The following is a 14,637-nucleotide window of genomic DNA, read 5'->3' as shown; positions in this document are numbered from 1 at the left end:
GCCATGCAAGAACTCCAAGCCACCATCACCGACCTCAGCCACGACGGCCGCGGCGTCGCCCGCATCGACGGCAAGACCGTCTTCGTCAGCGGCGCCCTGGTCGACGAGCAGGTACGCCTGCGCCTGCGCAAGCGCCATCGCCATTTCGACGAAGGGGAGGTGGTGGAAGTCATCACCCCCTCATCGCACCGGGTCACGCCGCGGTGTCGCCACTTCGGCGAATGCGGCGGCTGCTCGCTGCAGCACATGGACGCCGAGGCGCAGATCCACGCCAAGCAGCGCGTGCTGGCGGACAACTTCGCGCGCATCGGCAAGGTGTCGCCGCAGCACTGGCTGGAGCCGCTCACCGACGCGCCGTGGGGCTACCGCCGCAAGGGCCGCCTGTCGGTGCGTCACGTGCCGAAGAAGGAGCGCGTGCTGGTGGGCTTCCGGCAGGAGGCCAACCCGCGCTTCGTGGCGGAGATCACCCATTGCGAGGTGCTGCATCCGTCGCTGGGGCCGAAGATCGGTCTGCTGGCCGAGATGATCGGCAGCCTCGATGCGGCGCGCAACATTCCGCAGGTGGAGTTCGCCGGCGGTGACGAAGGCATCGCGCTGGTGTTCCGCCACATGAATCCGCTGAGCGAGCGCGATCGCGCCGCGTTAGGGGCATTTGGTCAGCAGCACGGCTTTGCCATCTACCTGCAGCCCGGCGGCGTAAGCAGCGTGCACCTGCTGTGGCCGGAGCAGTCGCGTCTGGCCTTCCGCATCGCGGCGGGCGAGGGCGTGTCGGACGTGGAGCTGGAGTTCCGCCCGCTCGACTTCGTACAGGTCAACGCCGGCATGAACGCGAAGATGATGGCGCGCGCGCTGGAACTGCTCGATCCGCAACCGACCGATCGCGTGCTCGACCTGTTCTGCGGCCTGGGCAACTTCACTCTGCCAATCGCCCGGCGCGTGGCCGAGGTGGTGGGCGTGGAAGGCGAGCACGGCCTGGTGGAGCGCGCCGCCGAGAACGCCACGCACAACGGCCTGGCCAACGCACGCTTCCACGTGGCCAACCTGTTCGAGGACCAGTGCGGCACCGACTGGGCGCGCCAGCCGTGGGACAAGCTGCTGCTCGATCCGCCGCGCGCCGGTGCCGACAAGGTGCTCGAATACCTGCCGCACAAGGCGACCAGGCGCATCGTCTACGTGTCCTGCCATCCCGCCTCGCTGGCGCGCGACGCCGGCATCCTGGTCAATCAACACGGATTTCGACTGATCTCGGCCGGCGTGATGGACATGTTCCCGCACACTGCCCACGTTGAATCCATCGCGCTTTTCGAGCGCTGAGAGGCACTGGAGCGATCGGACCCATGGGCATCGAGATCGAGAGGAAATTCCTGCTGCGCCATGACGGCTGGCGCGCGCAGATCGAACGCACCGAGCGCATGGCGCAGGGCTACCTGGTGAGCGCGCAGGCGCTGCGCGATGGCACCGCCAAGGCTTCGGTGCGCGCCCGTGTGGCCGGTGACCACGCCTGGCTAAACATCAAGGCGGCGCGGCTGGGCATCGAGCGCGCGGAGTTCGAGTACGCCGTGCCGGTGGCCGATGCCGAGGCGATGCTTGGCTCGCTGTGCGACGGCGTGCTGGCCAAGCAGCGCCACCACGTCACCGTCGACGGCACGCTGTTCGAGATCGACGAGTTCGAGGGTGACAACGCCGGCCTGATCGTGGCCGAGGTGGAGCTGCCCGCGGTCGACGCGCCGTTCCCGCGTCCGGACTGGCTGGGCGCAGAGGTCAGCGCACTGCCGCGCTACTACAACGTCAACCTGATTGCGTACCCTTACGCGCAGTGGACGCGCGACGAGCGCGCCGCGATCGACGGAGAATCGTCCGCATGCTGATGATCGGTCTGGCCGGCCTCACGCTGGAACCGCGCGAACGAGAGTGGCTGGTCGCGCCGGGCGTCGCCGGCGTGCTGCTGTTTTCCCGCAACTTCGCTTCGCGCGAGCAGCTCGCCGCGCTGGTGGAAGCGATCCGCGAGGTCGGCGGCGAGGACATGCTGGTCGCAGTCGACCAGGAGGGCGGCCCGGTGCAGCGCTTCCGCGACAGCTTCACCCGCCTGCCGGCGCTGGCGAAGGTGGGCGCGGCGTACGGCCGCGATCCGACCGACGCCGTGCGCCTGGCCGAGGAGCACGCCTGGGTGATGGCCAGCGAACTGCGCGCCACCGGCGTGGACTTCAGCTTTGCGCCGGTGGTGGATCTCGCTCGCGGCAACGCGGCGATCGGCCTGCGCGCGTTCCATGCCGACCCGGCGGTGGCCGGCGAGCTCGGCCAGGCCTACGTGCGCGGCATGCATCTGGCCGGCATGGCCGCCGTGCTCAAGCACTTCCCCGGCCACGGTTCGGTGGCCGCCGACACGCACAAGGCGCAGGCGATCGATCCGCGCCCGTTGGCCGAGATCGAGCAGACAGACCTGCTGCCGTTCGCGCAGTGCATCGAGGCGCGCGTGGAAGCCGTGATGATGGCCCACGTGATCTACCCGGCGGTTGACGCGCTGCCGGCCGGCTTCTCCAAGGCATGGATCGGCGACGTGCTGCGCGGTCGGCTCGGCTTCGACGGCGCCGTGATCAGCGACGACATCTCCATGGCCGCCGCGGGTACCGCCGGCGGAGTGGCCGCGCGCGTGCATGCGCACCTGGACGCCGGCTGCGATCTGGTGCTGGCCTGCTTCCCCGACGTGGTGGACGAGGCGATCGCCGCCATCGCCGAGCGACGTGCGGTGGCGCCGCAGCGCTTGCTGGCGCTGCGCGGCGCGCTGGGGGCCACCTGGGATTCCCTCACCGACAACCCGCAGCGCGACCGCTTCATCGCACGCATCACGGCGCTGGACGCCGAAGGACCGACCGCATGACCACGCCCTCGCTCACCGACGCGCTCGCGCACTCCGACCTGCTGGTGGACCGCCCGACGATCGACGCGATGATCACCCGTATGGGCGGCGAGATCGATGCCGCGCTGGACGGCGAGCGTGCGCTCTTCCTCACCGTGATGAACGGGGCGCTGATGTTCGCCGGCCAGCTCGCGCTGGCGATCCGCACCGATCTGGAATTCGACTACGTGCACGCCACCCGCTACCGCGGCGCCACCACCGGACACGACCTGCACTGGCTGCGCGAGCCACTGGTGCCGATGAACGGGCGCACCGTGCTGCTGGTGGACGACATCCTCGACGTGGGCCACACGCTCAAGGCGGTGCGCGACGACTGCCTGCGCCGCGGCGCGCGCCGCGTGCTGATCGCCAGCCTGTGCACCAAGCGGCACGATCGCCTGGTCGAGGGCATCGTCTCCGATTTCAACGGCATCGAGTTGCCGGACCGCTACGTGTTCGGCTACGGCATGGATTTCCACGAGCAGGGCCGCAACCTGCCGGGCATCTACGCCCTGCGCGAATCCTGATCTTTTCCTCCTCGGCGGAGACCGCAAGCGCATGAAGCTCCTCGGCATTTCCGGCAGCCTGCGCCGGGCCTCATACAACACCGCGCTGCTGCACGCGGCGGCCGAGCTGCTGCCGGCCGGCCACACGCTGGCGATCCACGATCTGCACGACCTGCCGCTGTTCGATCAGGACGTGGAAGAGCAGGGCGATCCGGCCGCCGTGGTGGCGCTGAAAGACGCCATCGCCGCCGCCGACGCGCTGCTGCTGGCCTCGCCCGAGTACAACGGCGGCATAACCGGCGTGCTGAAGAACGCGATCGACTGGGCCTCGCGCAAGGGCACGGCGCGCGAGGCCGCGCCGCTGGCCGGCAAGCGCGTGTGCATCATCGGCGCCAGCCCGGGCATCACCGGCACCGTGCGCGCGCAGGACGCGCTGCGGCTGGTGCTGCGCCGCGCCGGCGCCATCGCCGAGCCGCAGGGCGAGGTGCTGGTGTTCCAGGCGCACACCAAGATCGCCGAGGGCAAGCTGGTGGACGAGCGCACGCGCGAGGCGCTGGGCCGCCATCTGCAGAACTTCATCGCGCTGGTTGAGCGCGCTTACTGATCCATCGAACCGGAAACGACATCGTGAGCATCGATCTGGCCGTCATCGGCGGCAGTGGCCTGTACAACTTCCCTGGCCTGGAGAACGCCCAGCGGCAGTCGGTCGATACGCCGTTCGGCCCCGCCTCGGGCGACGTGGTCACCGGCGACTTTGCCGGCAAGCGGCTGGCGTTCCTGGCCCGCCACGGCGAAAGCCACAGCCTGCCGCCGCACCGGGTGAACTACCGCGCCAACCTGTGGGCGCTGCATCACCTGGGCGCGCGCCATGTGATCGGCGTCAATGCGGTGGGCGGCATCCGTCACGACATGGGGCCGCGGGTGATCGTGGTGCCCGACCAGATCATCGACTACACCCACGGCCGTACCACCAGTTTCTGCGACGTGGAAGGCGCCGAGGTGAAGCACATCGACTTCAGCGAGCCGTACACCGCCTCGTTGCGCTGCGAGCTGCTGGCGGCGGCCGGCAAGGTCGGCATCGCGGTGATTGACGGCGGCTGCTACGGCGCCACCCAGGGCCCGCGGCTGGAAACCCGCGCCGAGATCGCCCGCATGAAGCGCGACGGCTGCGACCTGGTCGGCATGACCGGCATGCCTGAGGCCGCGCTGGCCCGCGAGCTGGAAATCGATTACGCCTGCCTCGCGCTGGTGGCCAATTTTGCCGCCGGCTGCGGCGACGAGGCGGAGATCAGCATCGAGGAAATCTTCGCCCACCTCGCGGCGACGACCGCCGAAGTGCCGCGCCTGCTGGCGGCGATGCTGGCGGCCTGAGACCTTCGTCGGAAGACGCGTGCCCGGTCCGTTCAGGATATTGCGCTTGACCCACAAACATGCTGATACTTCGAGGGTGCCAGGGGCGGCGGACCAAGGGGATAGGGGTTCAACGCGAAAGCCTTGGTGCATCCATCCTTAAGCTTCAGAGGTTGCCGCAATGCGTTTCGGTACGGTCAAGTGGTTCAACGACGCCAAGGGTTTCGGTTTCATCGCGCCCGAGGACGGTGGGGAGGACGTTTTCGTCCACTTTTCTGCGATCAACTCCAAGGGCTTTCGCAGCCTGCAGGAAGGTCAGCGTGTGAAGTTCGAAGTGACCCAGGGGCCGAAGGGCGCCCAGGCCTCGGGCGTCGAAATCGCGGCCTGATCGCTCGGTCCACGAATTGCCCCAGCTCGACGGAAAACCCCGCGCTTTGCGCGGGGTTTTCTTTTTGCGCTGGCCGCCGATGGCGCGATGAACACGAACCGGGGCCGGCCTTCGATGCGTCCCGCTGCTGGCAACGGCGGCATGACACGGTAAGAATGGTGCCAGTGTGATGGCGTGTTCCTTTGCGAGGATCCAAGCAATGCCCAAGGACGCGGTCTGCCGCCCATCGGACGCATCGAGCCCGTCGCGGCAGGTGCGGACAGCTTCCTGCGGGCGCCAAGCATGCTGATGGAACGCGCACTGCGCCGTCTTTCGGTCGGGCAACGGGTGGGCCTGATCATCGCGCTGCTGCTTGCTCCGCTGGCTACCTTGAGCGCCGTCAGCGTGGCCGTGCTCAACCAGCAGGAGATGGCTTTCCGCGATTCGGTGGAAGAGTCGCTGCACACGCTGCTGCCACTCACTGCGCTGGAGCAGTTGCTCGATCGCGCCCTGGTCGACGAGCTCGAGGCGCAGTCCAACGAATCGGTGCCCGATTTTGCCTCGCTCACCGAGAACATCGACCACAGCTTCACCACCGTGGAGATGGCCGGCAGCAGCCCCGATCTTCTGCTGGACCGGCTCACCGCCGCGCAGCATGCGTGGGCGCAGGCCAAGCCTTCGGTGCAACACCTCATCGAGCAGGTCACGCGCGCCTCGGCCGGCGACGATCTTGCCGCGGCCGAGCTCTCTCGCAAGGAGTTGCAGGAAGCGATCCGGGATGTGCGCGATGCGCGCGAACACCTCGCCGCCGCGGTACGGGCGCGCTATGAACGTGCCGCCGCCATGCGCCATCGCCAGCTGCATTGGCTGCTGTTCGGCTGGGCCGGCACGCTGCTGGCGGCGGCGCTGATGATCAGCGTGGTGCTGCGCTCCATCCTGCGGCCGATCCGCGAGCTGGGCAGCTCGGCACGGCGCTTCGCTGCGGGCGACATGTCGGCCCGCCTGCAGGTACGCGGGCGCGACGAACTCAGCACGCTGGCCGAGCAGTTCAACGCGATGGCGATCTACTGGGAGCAGACTCATCGCGAGGTGCTCGCCGAGGCTACGGAAGATGCCCTGACCGGGCTGCCCAATCGGCGGCGCATTCTCGCCCTGCTGTCGTCGGAACTCGAAAGCCATCGGGACAATCAGCGCCCCGTGGCCGTGCTGATGATCGACCTCAACGACTTCAAGGCCATCAACGATGGCTTCGGCCATGCCGCGGGCGACGACGCGCTGGTCTGGGTCACCCGGCGCATGCGCGAATGCCTGCGCCAGGGGGATCACCTGGGCCGCCTCGGCGGCGACGAATTCCTCGCCATCCTGCCCGACACGACGCAAGCGCAGGCACACGAGCTGGCCAGCCACATGACTGCCCTCGTGGCGGCCGCCGCCGCGCGGGAGACCGCGCGGCCGACCATCGGCGTTGGCATTGCCGGCGCACCCGAACACGGCCGCCAGCCGGGCACCTTGCTCGCCCAGGCCGACGTCGAGCTGTACGCAAGCAAGCAGCGGACGAAGGCCGGGCGCGGTGACGATCTCGTGCAGCGGCCACGGGCGGAGCCTGGCATCCAGCAGCCCCATTAGCCGTCCGCAGGGGAACCCGGTGCGCGGGACGGGGCGCGGTGTCTCGCGTTGGCGTCCCCAAATTGGCGTACCCGAAAAGGTTCGCCCAGGCGCGCACCGGTCGTCGACAGGTCGGTTTCTTGCGTGCCTGGTTCAGCGCGCCGAGCGCGCGTTCAGCGGCAGCAGGCCGGCCGGTGTCACCGCAACGATGCGCTCGCCGCTGTCCGGCGGTGTGTCATGCAGCCCGGTAAGGGCGCCGAAGGCCGGCAACAGGCCGTGGCGGGGGCCGAAGCGGAACGCCGGCAGGCGGTGGCTGCGCCAGCCATCCTGCACGCGGATGCCGGGATGTACGTGGCCGGCCAGCACGTAATGGTCCGGCGTTACGTGCGGTTCGTGCGCCAGCGCAAACGGCGCCTCGTAGATCGCTGCACCCACGCGCTCGAAGTCCAGCGTCGCCGCGTCGAAGTGGCGATCGTGGTTGCCTTCCACCAGGCTCATCGGCAAGGCCGCGTGGCTGTCACGCCAGCGCCGCACGTCATCCACCCACGGGGTGTCGTGCAGCGCCTGGCCGTGCACCAGGTCGCCCAGCACCACCAGCCGCTCGGGCCGGTAGTGCGCGAGCAGGACATCGATGCGCGCCAGATCCGTCAACGTCTGGCCGGTGGGCAGGGCCACGCCGGCGCGGCGCAGTACGGCACCCTTGCCGAAATGCACGTCGGCCAGCAGCAGCCAGCGCATGCGCGGCCAGTACAGCGCGCGCTCGGCATGCAGTTGCAGCCGCTCGCCCGCCACCTCGATCGTGTGCTCCATCGTCATCGGTCGGCGGCCTTTTCCAGCTGCGTGAGCATGCGCTCCACGCGGCTTTTCCAGTCGTCCGCGTGCACGCCGCCGCGCAGGCGTTCCACCCACAGCGGAAATGCCAGCGGCGTGAGCCGCGGTGTCTCTACGTAACGCAGCACCCCGCGCGCGGCCTGCAGCAGCGCGTCGCGCAGACGCGGGTAGTCGAGTTGCTGGTCGAGCACGTCGCGCTCGGCCTGCCACAGCAGCGGATGCGCCGGATCGTGCTGGCGCAGCACGTCGAACAGCAGCCCGCTGGACACCTGCAACTGGCGCAGCGTCTTGTCCTGCCCCGGGTAGCCGTTGAACACCAGCCCAGCCACCCGCGCCACCTCGCGAAACTGCCGCCGCGCCAGCTCGGCTAGGTTGATGCTGGCGCGGATGTCCCGACGCAGGCCCCACGGATGCAGCAGTTCACGCATGGTCTGCGCATCCACCGGCGGCAGCTTGCGCGCGGTGATGGCCAGGCCGTAGTCGTTCACCGCGTAGCCGTAGTCGGCCGGAGCGCGCTGCGCGAGGCGGTAGGCGATGACGGCCGCCAGCCCCTCATGCGCGAGGCGGCCGGCAAACGGATAGACGAACAGGTAGTCGCCCTCGCGGGTGTGTGCACGTTCCACCAGCAGCTCGTTTGCCTGCGGCAGATGCGACTGCGCGCGCTGGATCGCCAGCAGTGGCCGCAGCGCCTTCATTTCCGTCTCGCTCGCGTCGGCGTCGGCGAGCACGCGGCGCAACTCGGCGGACAGTTCGCCGGACAGAGGCAGTCGTCCGCCCATCCAGCGCGGTACGCCGCCCTGGCGATTGCTGGCCTGGCGCACGTAGGCGGTCATGTCGCGCACGCGCACCAGCGCCAGGTGGCGGCCGGCGAACAAAAAGCGGTCGCCCGGTCGCAGCCGCGCGATGAAGCTCTCTTCCACCGCCCCGAGCCGTGGGCCTTTGAGATAACGCACCTGCACGCTGCCGTCGGCGGTGATGGTGCCGATCGAGAGCCGGTGCAGCCGCGCCACGCGCCTGCTCTCCACCCGGCAGATGCCGTCGTCGTCGCGCACCAGCTTGTGATACTCGGGATAGCCGGCCAGCGCCGTGCCGCCGTATTCGAGGTAGTGCAGCACCGCGTCGAACTGGTCGCGCGGCAGTTGCGCGTAAGGGCGGGTGGTGCCCACTTCCGCATAGGCTTGGTCCACCTGGAAGCCACCACCCAGAGCGAGCGTGAGCAGGTGCTGCGCCAGCACGTCGAGGCAGCCGCGCAGCGGATGTCTCGGTTCCAGCTGACCGGCTGCCAGTGCTCGTCGCGCCGCGGCGATCTCGGCCAGCTCCAGCAGGTGAGTGGGTACGCACAGGATGCTCGACGGCACGCCCGGCGCATGCCCGCTGCGTCCCGCGCGCTGCAGCAGCCGGGCCACGCCCTTGGGGCTGCCGATCTGGATCACCCGATCGACGGTGGAGAAATCTACGCCCAGATCCAGGCTCGACGTCGCCACCACGCAGCGCAGCGTGCCCGTGCGCAGGCCTTCCTCGGTGGCCAGGCGCAGCTGGGGATCGATCGAGCCGTGATGCACGGCCAGCGTCTCGGGCGACTCGGGCCACACCGCGGCCAGCGCCTCGTGCCACAGCTCGGCTTGTGAACGCGTGTTGGCGAACACCAGCGCGGTGCGCACCTCCAACACCGCCTGCACCACGCGTCCGAGCTGACTCAGGCCCAGGTGTCCTGCCCAGGGAAAGCGCTCGCCGGGGCCGGGCAGGGCGCTGTCGATACGTACGCGCTTGCGCGCGGCGCTTCCGATCAGCACGCCGCCGTCGCCGGCCAGCGTGTGCATCGCCTCATGCAGATTGCCCAGCGTGGCCGACAGGCCCCACACGCGCAGCTCCGGGCGCAGCGTGCGCAGGCGCGCCAGCCCCAGCTGCAGCAGCGTGCCGCGCTTGCTGGCGATCAGCTCGTGCCACTCGTCCACCACCACGCCGCGCAGGTTGGCGAAGCGTGCGGCGGTATCGGGATAGCTCAGCAGCAGCGCCAGGCTCTCCGGCGTGGTCACCAGCAGTTCGCAGTCGCCGCGTCGCAGGCGGGCGCGCTCGGCGCTGGAGCTGTCGCCGGTGCGACGCAGCACGCGCCACGGCAGCTCCATCGCCTCCACGGCCGCCGTGAGATGCCCGGTGGTGTCGGTGGCCAGCGAGCGCAGCGGAGTGATCCACAACAGCTGCAGCCCCCTGGCCGGATGCAGCAGGCCATCGATCAGCGGCCCACCCACCGCGGCCAGCGTCTTGCCGGTGCCGGTGGGCGCGTGGATCAGCCCGCTGCGGCTGTCGCCCCAGGCTTTCCACGCGGCGCGCTGGAACGGCGCGGGCTTGCGGCCCAGCGCGGCGAACCAGTCGCGCAGGTGGGCTTCAGCCCGTCGCCAGGCGGCGGAGGTCGTCGAGGTGGTCGGCATCGGCAGGTTGCTTGTCGGTGCGCCAGCGGGCGATGCGCGGAAAGCGTACGGCCACGCCGGATTTGTGGCGGCCAGAGAGCTGCACGGCCTCGAACGCCAGCTCGAACACGTGCACCGGTTCCACCGCGCGCACCGGCCCGAAGCGCTCGGTGGTGTGCGCGCGGATCCAGCGGTCCAGGCGGGCGATCTCGGCGTCGTCCAGGCCGGAATAGGCCTTGGCCACCGTCACCAGTTCGCCCTCGTGCCAGACGCCGAAGCTGTAGTCGGTGAACAGGCCGGAGCGGCGGCCGTGGCCGGGCTGGGCATAAAGCAGCACGGCGTCGATGGTGTGCGGGTCCACCTTCCACTTCCACCAGTCGCCGCGTTTGCGTCCCACGCGATAGGGCGAATCGATCCGCTTGAGCATCAGGCCTTCGGTCTGCCGTTCGCGCGACTGCGTGCGTTCGGTGGTGAGCGTGTCCCACGCATCGGCCACCAGCGCGGGTGACAGCATCAGCGCCTCATCCGCCGGTGCGAGCAGGTCGGCCAGCAAGCCGCGGCGCTCGTGCAGCGGTCGCTCGCGCAGGTCTTCGCCGGCCCGCTCCATCAGGTCGTAGGCCATGAAGCGCACCGGCGTGCCCGCCAGCAGCTTCGGGCCGGGCTTGAGCTTGCCGATGCGCTTTTGCAACGCGGTGAACGGCAGCGGTTTGGCCGTCTGCACGTCCCAGGCCAGCAGCTCGCCGTCGAGCACGCCATCCATCGGCAAGGAGGCTGCTGCCTGTTCGATTTCCGGGAAGCGGCCGTCCAGGCGTTCCTCGCCGCGCGACCACAGCCCGGCGCGGCCGTCGCGCCACATCAGCTGAGCGCGGATACCGTCCCACTTCCACTCGGCCAGCCAGTCGCGCGGGTCGCCCAGCGCGGCGACATCGCCCTCCAGCGGCGAGGCAAGGAAGAACGGGTAGGGGCGATCGGCCAGGTGCTCGTCCTCGCCCACGGGGGCCGCCAGCGCGGCGAGCGCGGTGGCGGTGGGCCTCCACGTGCCGCTCAGGCGGTGCGCGATGAGGTCGGTCGGTTGGCCGGACCACGCCGCCAGCGCCTGCACCACCAGCCGCTGCGACACGCCCACGCGCAGCGAGCCGGTGATCAGCTTGTTGAGCAGAAACACCTGCTCCGGTTTCAGCGCGCGCCACCAGCTCTGCAGCGTGGCGATGCGCTCGGTGCCGTCCATCTTGGCCAGCGCGGGCAGGCGCTGCTCCAGCCACACGTGCAGCGGCACCTCGCCCAGCGAGCCGTCGCCCGGCGGCAGCATCAGCGCGATGGTCTCGGCCAGGTCGCCCACGTGCTGGTAGCTCTCGTCGATCAGCCAGTCGGCGTAGCCGGTAGACGCGGCCAACGCCTGGCGCAGCTCGGTGGAGGTCGCCAGCCGGCGCAGCTTGCCGCCGCCGAGCACATGCACGGCCCAGGCGGCGTCGGCCGGTGGCGCCTCGCGCAGATACGCCGTGATTGCCTCGCGCTTGGCCAGCGTCGAGGCGGTGCGGTCCAGCTCGGCATAGAGCGCGGCGAACCGGCGCATCAGCCGCCGCTCTCGCTATCGCGCTCGCGCAGCAGGCGCAGCGGCTGGGCGTCGTGGCCGAGATCGCACAGATGGCGGATCAGCGCCTCGCCATCGCCGTGGGTGACGTAGATGCGGCTCGCGCCGCTCTGCTGCACGCTCTGCAGCAAGCCCGGCCAGTCGGCGTGATCGGACACCACGAAGCCGCGGTCGTAGCCGCGCCGCCGACGGCTGCCGCGTATCTGCATCCAGCCCGAGGCAAAGCCGGTGGAGGCCTTGCCGAAGCGTTTCATCCACGGCGAACCCGCGGCCGAGGGCGGCGCCAGGATCAGTTCGCCGGCGAAGTCGCGACCGCGCGCCGACTCGCTCACCGGCTCGGTGGGCACCATGCGCACACCGGCCTCGCGGTACTGCGCTACCAGCTGCAGCATCGCGCCATGCAAGTGCACCGTGCGGTCGACGCGCGCGGCCAGCTCCGCCAGGATGCGCTGAGCCTTGCCCAGCGCGTAGCAGAACAGCACCGCCGGCACCCCACGCCGCGCACAGTCATCCCACCACGCCAGCAGGTCGTCGATCACGGCATCCATCGGTGGCCAGCGGTACACCGGCAATCCAAACGTGGATTCGGTGACAAACACGTCGCACGGCACCGGCTCAAACGGCACGCAGGTCGGGTCCGGATCGCGCTTGTAGTCACCCGACACCACCACCACGCGCCCCTCGTACTCCATCCGCACCTGCGCCGAGCCCAGCACGTGGCCGGCAGGGTGCAGCGACACCGTCACCGGCCCCATGCGGAACGTCTCGCCGTAGTCGTGGGCATCGATGGTCGAGTCTGCGCCCAGCCGCTCCCGCATCAGTCCGACGCCCGCGGCGGCGACGTCGTAATGCCCACTGCCGGCGCGGGCGTGATCGGCGTGCGCATGCGTGACCACCGCCCGCGGCACCGGCTGCAGCGGATCGATGAAGAAATTGCCGGCTGGGCAGTAGAGACCTTCCGGCCGGGGCTGGAGCAGGGCGTGGTCCATCGATAGCGAGTCTGTCGAGCGGAGCGTGCAGGCGAGGTCGCCAGGTCATGAGGAACAGGTGGTTCCCGCAACTCGTCTTACGGGCGAAAACCCACCTCGGTTCCCACTGGCGGCCCGGCAATTTCTCTTACCGATACCGTTTGCCGGGAACTAGGTCGTCTCGCTACGCCCGCCCCGACGCGAGACGAGGCATGGGGCTTCAGCCCCGCCAGTTCGCGTGCGCATCCCAGAACGCGGCAGCGCGCCGATAAGCCTCGCGATCCAGCGGCACGCCGGAGCCGCCTTCCTCCACGCCCAGCGCGTTGCGCAGCATGGTGATCGGCACCATCGGAATCTCTTTCGGCTCCATCGTGTAGAGGCAGCCGACCACGCCCCAGTCGGCGTCGATGGGCTCGCCTTCCTTGGCCAGCTGTTCGCGGCTGTAGAGGATCGGCAGCAGGTAGTTCGCCACGGGCGGCTCGACGCCCTCGAACCAGCGCACCAGCACCGGCAGCTCCTGCTTGGTGCGGGCCTCGTAGGCCGAGCGCAGCAGGTGGCGGTTGGCGTCGGTGATGGGCACGGCCATGCAGCGCGTGGAGGTCCAGTTGCGGTGCACGTGCAGGCGGCAGAACGGCGCGTAGCCCTCCAGCACCTTCAGCGGGGCCTCCTCGTTGAGGCGCTGCTCGAAGGCGTCGGGGCTGCAGTCCTGGATCGTGTTGCGGCGGGACTCGCGGGGAAACAGGCGGGCGCGGGCGAACGGGGTGAGGACGATGGACATGACGGGATCGAACGGAAACGGCCGCCCAGCTTAGCCCGCCTGGCCCAGCGCGTCAGGCCTCGGTCGGGGTAATCACTTCCACGGTGACGTGGACCAGCTCCTCGTGCACCGACAGGTGCTCGCGCACCTGCGCCGGTGTCACCGGCTCGTGGCTGACCAGGGCAAGTACACATGCGTAGCTGCCGCGGCCCACGCGCCACACGTGCAGGTCACTGATGGCTGCCTGCGGCAGCTGCTCGCGCACCACCTCGTGGACTTCCTCCACCACCGGATGGTGCATCTCGGCATCGAGCAGGATGGCGCCGGACTCGCGCAGCAGCCCGATCGCCCAGCGTGTCACCAGCACCGCGCCGACAATCCCCATCATCGGATCCAGCCATGACGCGCCGAAGAAGCGGCCGCCGAGCAGGGCGCCGATCGCCAGCAGCGAGGTGGCAGCGTCGGCGATCACGTGGATATAGGCCGCGCGCAGGTTGACGTCGTGGTGGCCGTGGCCGCGATGGTTGTGGCCATGCTCGTGGTGGCCATGCTCATGCGAGTGACCGTGGCCGTGATCATGCGGCGTGTCGCGCAGCAGCCAGGCGCACAGCAGGTTCACCGTCAGGCCGAGCACGGCGATCGCGATCGCCTCGTCGTAGTGGATCGGGCTGGGCGAAAACATGCGCTCGACCGACTGCCACAGCATCAGCGCGGCCACCACGCCCAGCAGCAGCGCGCTGCTGAAGGCGCCGAGGATCTCGATTTTCCAGGTGCCGAAGGCGAAGCGACGATCGTTCGCGTAGCGCCGCGCCAGTACATAGGCGCCCAGCGACAAACCCATCGCCAGCGCGTGCGAACTCATGTGCCAGCCGTCGGCCAGCAGGGCCATGGAGTTGAGCGCATAGCCACCCACCACCTCCACCACCATCATCACCAGGGTGATCGCCACCACGCGGCGGGTATTACGCTCCGCATGGCGGGTGTCGTGGGTAAACCGGTGATCGTGCCGGTGGGCGGAAACGTCGATGGTGGTCATGGGCGGGTGTCGATTGGATACTCCCCCGCAGTATAGGTCAGGAGCAGGACATGTCCCATGTGCAAGGTGATGCGAAGAAGCTGCTGGCGCGGGTGCGCCGCATCGGCGGCCAGCTCGGCTCGGTGGAACGCGCCATCGCCGAGGGCGCCGAATGCGGCGCCGTGCTGCAGCAGCTGGCCGCCGTCCGCGGCGCCGTCAACGGTCTGATCTTCCAGATGATGGAAGGCCACCTGACCGCGCACGTGGGCGGTCAGGACAGTGGCATGCCGGAAGAAGAGCTGGCGCCCGTGTTGGCGGTGTTGCGCAGCTACATGAAGTAGCC

General features: G+C 69.6%; 15 protein-coding genes. 9 read left to right on the top strand and 6 right to left on the bottom strand.

Annotated elements, in window-relative coordinates:
* Positions 1–3: 3 nt before the first annotated feature.
* The 8 genes from rlmD (at position 4) to ACTHJF_RS11025 (ending at position 6,745) form a co-directional block, all read left to right on the top strand.
* Positions 4–1,314, top strand: a complete 1,311-nt coding sequence (gene rlmD, locus ACTHJF_RS11060) for a 23S rRNA (uracil(1939)-C(5))-methyltransferase RlmD (protein WP_440267156.1) — start codon at positions 4–6, stop codon at positions 1,312–1,314.
* Between the two features lie 23 nt (positions 1,315–1,337).
* A complete protein-coding gene (locus tag ACTHJF_RS11055; protein ID WP_440267155.1) occupies positions 1,338–1,868 on the top strand; it encodes a CYTH domain-containing protein in 531 nt (176 codons plus the stop codon).
* On the top strand, positions 1,862–2,878 hold the full coding sequence (gene nagZ / locus ACTHJF_RS11050) for a beta-N-acetylhexosaminidase (RefSeq protein WP_440267154.1): 1,017 nt from the start codon (positions 1,862–1,864) through the stop codon (positions 2,876–2,878). The genes ACTHJF_RS11055 and nagZ overlap by 7 nt, the downstream gene beginning before the upstream one ends.
* On the top strand, positions 2,875–3,423 hold the full coding sequence (locus tag ACTHJF_RS11045; RefSeq protein ID WP_440267153.1) for a hypoxanthine-guanine phosphoribosyltransferase: 549 nt from the start codon (positions 2,875–2,877) through the stop codon (positions 3,421–3,423). The genes nagZ and ACTHJF_RS11045 overlap by 4 nt, the downstream gene beginning before the upstream one ends.
* A gap of 31 nt (positions 3,424–3,454) precedes the next feature.
* A complete protein-coding gene (locus tag ACTHJF_RS11040; RefSeq protein ID WP_440267152.1) occupies positions 3,455–4,006 on the top strand; it encodes an NADPH-dependent FMN reductase in 552 nt (183 codons plus the stop codon).
* Between the two features lie 23 nt (positions 4,007–4,029).
* On the top strand, positions 4,030–4,773 hold the full coding sequence (locus ACTHJF_RS11035; RefSeq protein ID WP_440267151.1) for an S-methyl-5'-thioinosine phosphorylase: 744 nt from the start codon (positions 4,030–4,032) through the stop codon (positions 4,771–4,773).
* 160 nt (positions 4,774–4,933) lie between these two features.
* Positions 4,934–5,140 (top strand): cold-shock protein, encoded by a 207-nt coding sequence (locus tag ACTHJF_RS11030; protein ID WP_072320702.1) that lies wholly within the window; start codon positions 4,934–4,936, stop codon positions 5,138–5,140.
* A gap of 282 nt (positions 5,141–5,422) precedes the next feature.
* Positions 5,423–6,745 (top strand): diguanylate cyclase domain-containing protein, encoded by a 1,323-nt coding sequence (locus ACTHJF_RS11025; protein ID WP_440267150.1) that lies wholly within the window; start codon positions 5,423–5,425, stop codon positions 6,743–6,745.
* Positions 6,746–6,877: 132 nt separating this feature from the next.
* On the opposite strand, the gene pdeM is transcribed toward ACTHJF_RS11025, so the two are convergent.
* The 6 genes from pdeM to dmeF all read right to left on the bottom strand — a co-directional run bounded on the left by pdeM (position 6,878) and on the right by dmeF (position 14,315).
* On the bottom strand, positions 6,878–7,540 hold the full coding sequence (pdeM, locus tag ACTHJF_RS11020) for a ligase-associated DNA damage response endonuclease PdeM (RefSeq protein ID WP_440267149.1): 663 nt from the start codon (positions 7,538–7,540) through the stop codon (positions 6,878–6,880).
* On the bottom strand, positions 7,537–9,984 hold the full coding sequence (locus tag ACTHJF_RS11015; protein ID WP_440267148.1) for a ligase-associated DNA damage response DEXH box helicase: 2,448 nt from the start codon (positions 9,982–9,984) through the stop codon (positions 7,537–7,539). Before ACTHJF_RS11015 ends, pdeM begins: the two co-directional genes overlap by 4 nt.
* A complete protein-coding gene (locus ACTHJF_RS11010; protein WP_440267147.1) occupies positions 9,941–11,536 on the bottom strand; it encodes an ATP-dependent DNA ligase in 1,596 nt (531 codons plus the stop codon). Before ACTHJF_RS11010 ends, ACTHJF_RS11015 begins: the two co-directional genes overlap by 44 nt.
* The gene (locus ACTHJF_RS11005) at positions 11,536–12,543 is read right to left on the bottom strand and encodes a ligase-associated DNA damage response exonuclease (RefSeq protein WP_440267146.1); all 1,008 of its coding nucleotides are present in this window, start codon (positions 12,541–12,543) and stop codon (positions 11,536–11,538) included. Before ACTHJF_RS11005 ends, ACTHJF_RS11010 begins: the two co-directional genes overlap by 1 nt.
* A 199-nt stretch (positions 12,544–12,742) precedes the next feature.
* Positions 12,743–13,300, bottom strand: a complete 558-nt coding sequence (locus tag ACTHJF_RS11000; protein ID WP_440267145.1) for a DUF3228 family protein — start codon at positions 13,298–13,300, stop codon at positions 12,743–12,745.
* Between the two features lie 52 nt (positions 13,301–13,352).
* Positions 13,353–14,315: a CDF family Co(II)/Ni(II) efflux transporter DmeF gene (gene dmeF, locus ACTHJF_RS10995; protein ID WP_440267144.1), complete on the bottom strand. Its 963-nt coding sequence runs from the start codon at positions 14,313–14,315 to the stop codon at positions 13,353–13,355.
* Positions 14,316–14,365: 50 nt separating this feature from the next.
* Between dmeF and ACTHJF_RS10990 the strand changes: the two genes are divergently transcribed.
* Positions 14,366–14,635 carry a metal/formaldehyde-sensitive transcriptional repressor gene (locus ACTHJF_RS10990; RefSeq protein ID WP_253567181.1) on the top strand — a complete coding sequence of 90 codons (270 nt, stop codon included), beginning with the start codon at positions 14,366–14,368 and terminating at the stop codon, positions 14,633–14,635.
* Positions 14,636–14,637 lie beyond the last annotated feature (2 nt).

Source organism: Dyella sp., from assembly GCF_051962475.1.
GTDB lineage: Bacteria > Pseudomonadota > Gammaproteobacteria > Xanthomonadales > Rhodanobacteraceae > Dyella_A.
The sequence above is the reverse complement of the archived record's forward strand: the minus strand, read 5'-3'. Positions and strand labels throughout refer to the sequence as shown.

Coding starts and splice junctions, on each gene's coding strand:
- pdeM (WP_440267149.1), bottom strand. CDS start 7,540: ATGACGATGGAGCACACGATCGAGGTGGCGGGCGAGCGGCTGCAACTG.
- dmeF (WP_440267144.1), bottom strand. CDS start 14,315: ATGACCACCATCGACGTTTCCGCCCACCGGCACGATCACCGGTTTACC.
- nagZ (WP_440267154.1), top strand. CDS start 1,862: ATGCTGATGATCGGTCTGGCCGGCCTCACGCTGGAACCGCGCGAACGA.
- ACTHJF_RS11030 (WP_072320702.1), top strand. CDS start 4,934: ATGCGTTTCGGTACGGTCAAGTGGTTCAACGACGCCAAGGGTTTCGGT.
- ACTHJF_RS11025 (WP_440267150.1), top strand. CDS start 5,423: ATGCTGATGGAACGCGCACTGCGCCGTCTTTCGGTCGGGCAACGGGTG.
- ACTHJF_RS11045 (WP_440267153.1), top strand. CDS start 2,875: ATGACCACGCCCTCGCTCACCGACGCGCTCGCGCACTCCGACCTGCTG.
- ACTHJF_RS11040 (WP_440267152.1), top strand. CDS start 3,455: ATGAAGCTCCTCGGCATTTCCGGCAGCCTGCGCCGGGCCTCATACAAC.
- ACTHJF_RS11055 (WP_440267155.1), top strand. CDS start 1,338: ATGGGCATCGAGATCGAGAGGAAATTCCTGCTGCGCCATGACGGCTGG.
- ACTHJF_RS11010 (WP_440267147.1), bottom strand. CDS start 11,536: ATGCGCCGGTTCGCCGCGCTCTATGCCGAGCTGGACCGCACCGCCTCG.
- ACTHJF_RS11005 (WP_440267146.1), bottom strand. CDS start 12,543: ATGGACCACGCCCTGCTCCAGCCCCGGCCGGAAGGTCTCTACTGCCCA.
- ACTHJF_RS11015 (WP_440267148.1), bottom strand. CDS start 9,984: ATGCCGACCACCTCGACGACCTCCGCCGCCTGGCGACGGGCTGAAGCC.
- rlmD (WP_440267156.1), top strand. CDS start 4: ATGCAAGAACTCCAAGCCACCATCACCGACCTCAGCCACGACGGCCGC.
- ACTHJF_RS11000 (WP_440267145.1), bottom strand. CDS start 13,300: ATGTCCATCGTCCTCACCCCGTTCGCCCGCGCCCGCCTGTTTCCCCGC.
- ACTHJF_RS10990 (WP_253567181.1), top strand. CDS start 14,366: ATGTCCCATGTGCAAGGTGATGCGAAGAAGCTGCTGGCGCGGGTGCGC.